Origin of the sequence: Bacillus cereus group sp. Bc031 (assembly GCF_027716265.1) — a bacterium.
GTDB lineage: Bacteria > Bacillota > Bacilli > Bacillales > Bacillaceae_G > Bacillus_A > Bacillus_A paranthracis.
In genome coordinates this window covers 1-1953 of sequence record NZ_JAQFUL010000190.1, presented here as the reverse complement: position 1 = coordinate 1953, position 1953 = coordinate 1, and the positions used below count along the sequence as shown (strand labels likewise).

Here is a 1953-nt window from a genome sequence, read left to right as displayed (position 1 = left end):
TATAAAAGATAATAAAAAACTACGTGGAAAGACCGCATTTTATATAAAAATATACGTTAAGTTGATGGATGTGTGGTGCTCCCCCAAATACATCGGATTAGAATTTATAACACAAATAACCACATTTAATTATATAAAAAATACATAATTAAATATGGTTATTTTTTGTTTATAAAGTTAATGATAAGAGACCAAGAGGAAAATAATTTAGTATTTATAACATCTAAAATAGCACTTAGTTATTTATAAGATATTAAGCTTCCATGATGATTTAAAGGGGAAAATACAAGTAGATATCTTAATAAAATTAATATTTCCTCTTCACAAAAACTTTAATTCCTTTTAATGTATGGGAGTGAAGTAGTAATAGAATCCCTTATAGGAAAGGCGATTTTCTTAGGTTTTTTTATTCCTCAAAATATTGTACTTGGGTACATTAGATAGTTAAGATTAAAGTATTAAATTTAAAGAAAAATGTTGGAAAGCTTCTTATTATTATACATAAATATTAACGCTAAAAATTATGCAATTTTGCATAAACTCTTATATTTCTCTAATAAAAATTCTGGTAATTTTAGGTATAATCATTATCCTTATATTTACGCAGTTCAAAACCACCTTATATAAAAGTAATGAGGTTTTATGGGTAGTGTTATAGAGAATAATGAATAGAAAGGTTAGAGAAAAATATTTATTAGGAGTGCGACAATTTTATTCTAAAGGTATTGAGTCTTAATATTTTATGTATGCCTTGTTTAAAATAAAAATATCTTTACATTAGTTACATGCAACGATTAATGGAAAGATATCTAAGCTGTTGCAGCCTATATTCGTAAGATATATGTTTTCGACTATATAAAAATTACTTGTTTTGTTACAATATCTTTGTAAGATTTTAATAATAAATAAATTGGAGGATTTGAAATGTACAAACATATAATTTGGGATTTTGATGGTACTCTTTTTGATACATATCCAGTAATGGCAAAAATATTTAAAGAATTGCTGAAGAGAGAAGGAATAGACGAGCCATTAAGTGAAATTGTAAAACAAATGAGGGTATCTATGTCATCAGCTTTAAAATACTATGAAAATAAGTATCAAATAGAAAAAGACTTTATAACAAAATATCAATTGCAAAGAAAAGAAATGGAGCTTGAACTATCAAAACCATTTGAAGGAATTGTAGAAATTTGCAAGCATATTCATTCAACTAATAGAAAAAATTATTTGTATACTCATAGAGGAGAATCTTCTATTAAGTTATTGGAAATTTATGGTTTATATGGATATTTTTCTGATTTTATAACATCTCAACAAGGATTTGAGAGAAAACCAAGTCCTGATGCAATTAATTATTTAATTAACAAATATGACATGATTCATTCAGAAACTATAATGATTGGAGATCGGGATTTGGACCTATTAGCAGCGAAAAACGCGGGAATAAGTGCTTGCTATTTTACTGATGAAAATGAAAAAAATGATAATTCTGATTACAAAATCAATAACTTCAAACAATTATGTTCTATCGTTTGAACATAGATAGGAAATTGAAGTTAGCCAGTATTAATTCAATCAAACTTTACTGTACAGAATTTAATTAGGTAAAATGGGATTAAATACATCAATTTTTCGTTACACTTATGAATTAGCATAACATTAAGAAAAAAATTTAGCTTTCAGGATGTTTTTTAGTTAGGTAATAGCGGAGTTTTTTAATGATATTAAGTAATTTGAACAAACAAGGATTTCAATATAAATAAATTATACGAAGAATATATGAATTTTTAGGGGGTGATTATTTTCAGTTAATTCTAACATTAATTGAAAACAATAATATTAAATACTGTTTCTAAACAAAAAGCAGGGAAAATCCCCATGCCCATCAACTTAAGAACGAAAACAAAATGAACTTTCGTTCAAACAAACTAAAAAACACGTAATGTACTT

General features: G+C 25.7%; 1 protein-coding gene. It reads left to right on the top strand.

The genetic code is table 11. The features are described 5' to 3' along the window. Nucleotides 1-924: 924 nt before the first annotated feature. Complete coding sequence (locus PDQ33_RS28770) at nt 925-1539, top strand: HAD-IA family hydrolase (protein WP_000276483.1); 615 nt, start codon at nt 925-927, stop codon at nt 1537-1539. The last annotated feature ends 414 nt before the right edge of the window (nt 1540-1953 follow it).

Bases quoted from the DNA above. Each gene is read 5' to 3' on its own strand.
- PDQ33_RS28770 (WP_000276483.1), top strand. From the start codon at position 925: ATGTACAAACATATAATTTGGGATTTTGATGGTACTCTTTTTGATACA.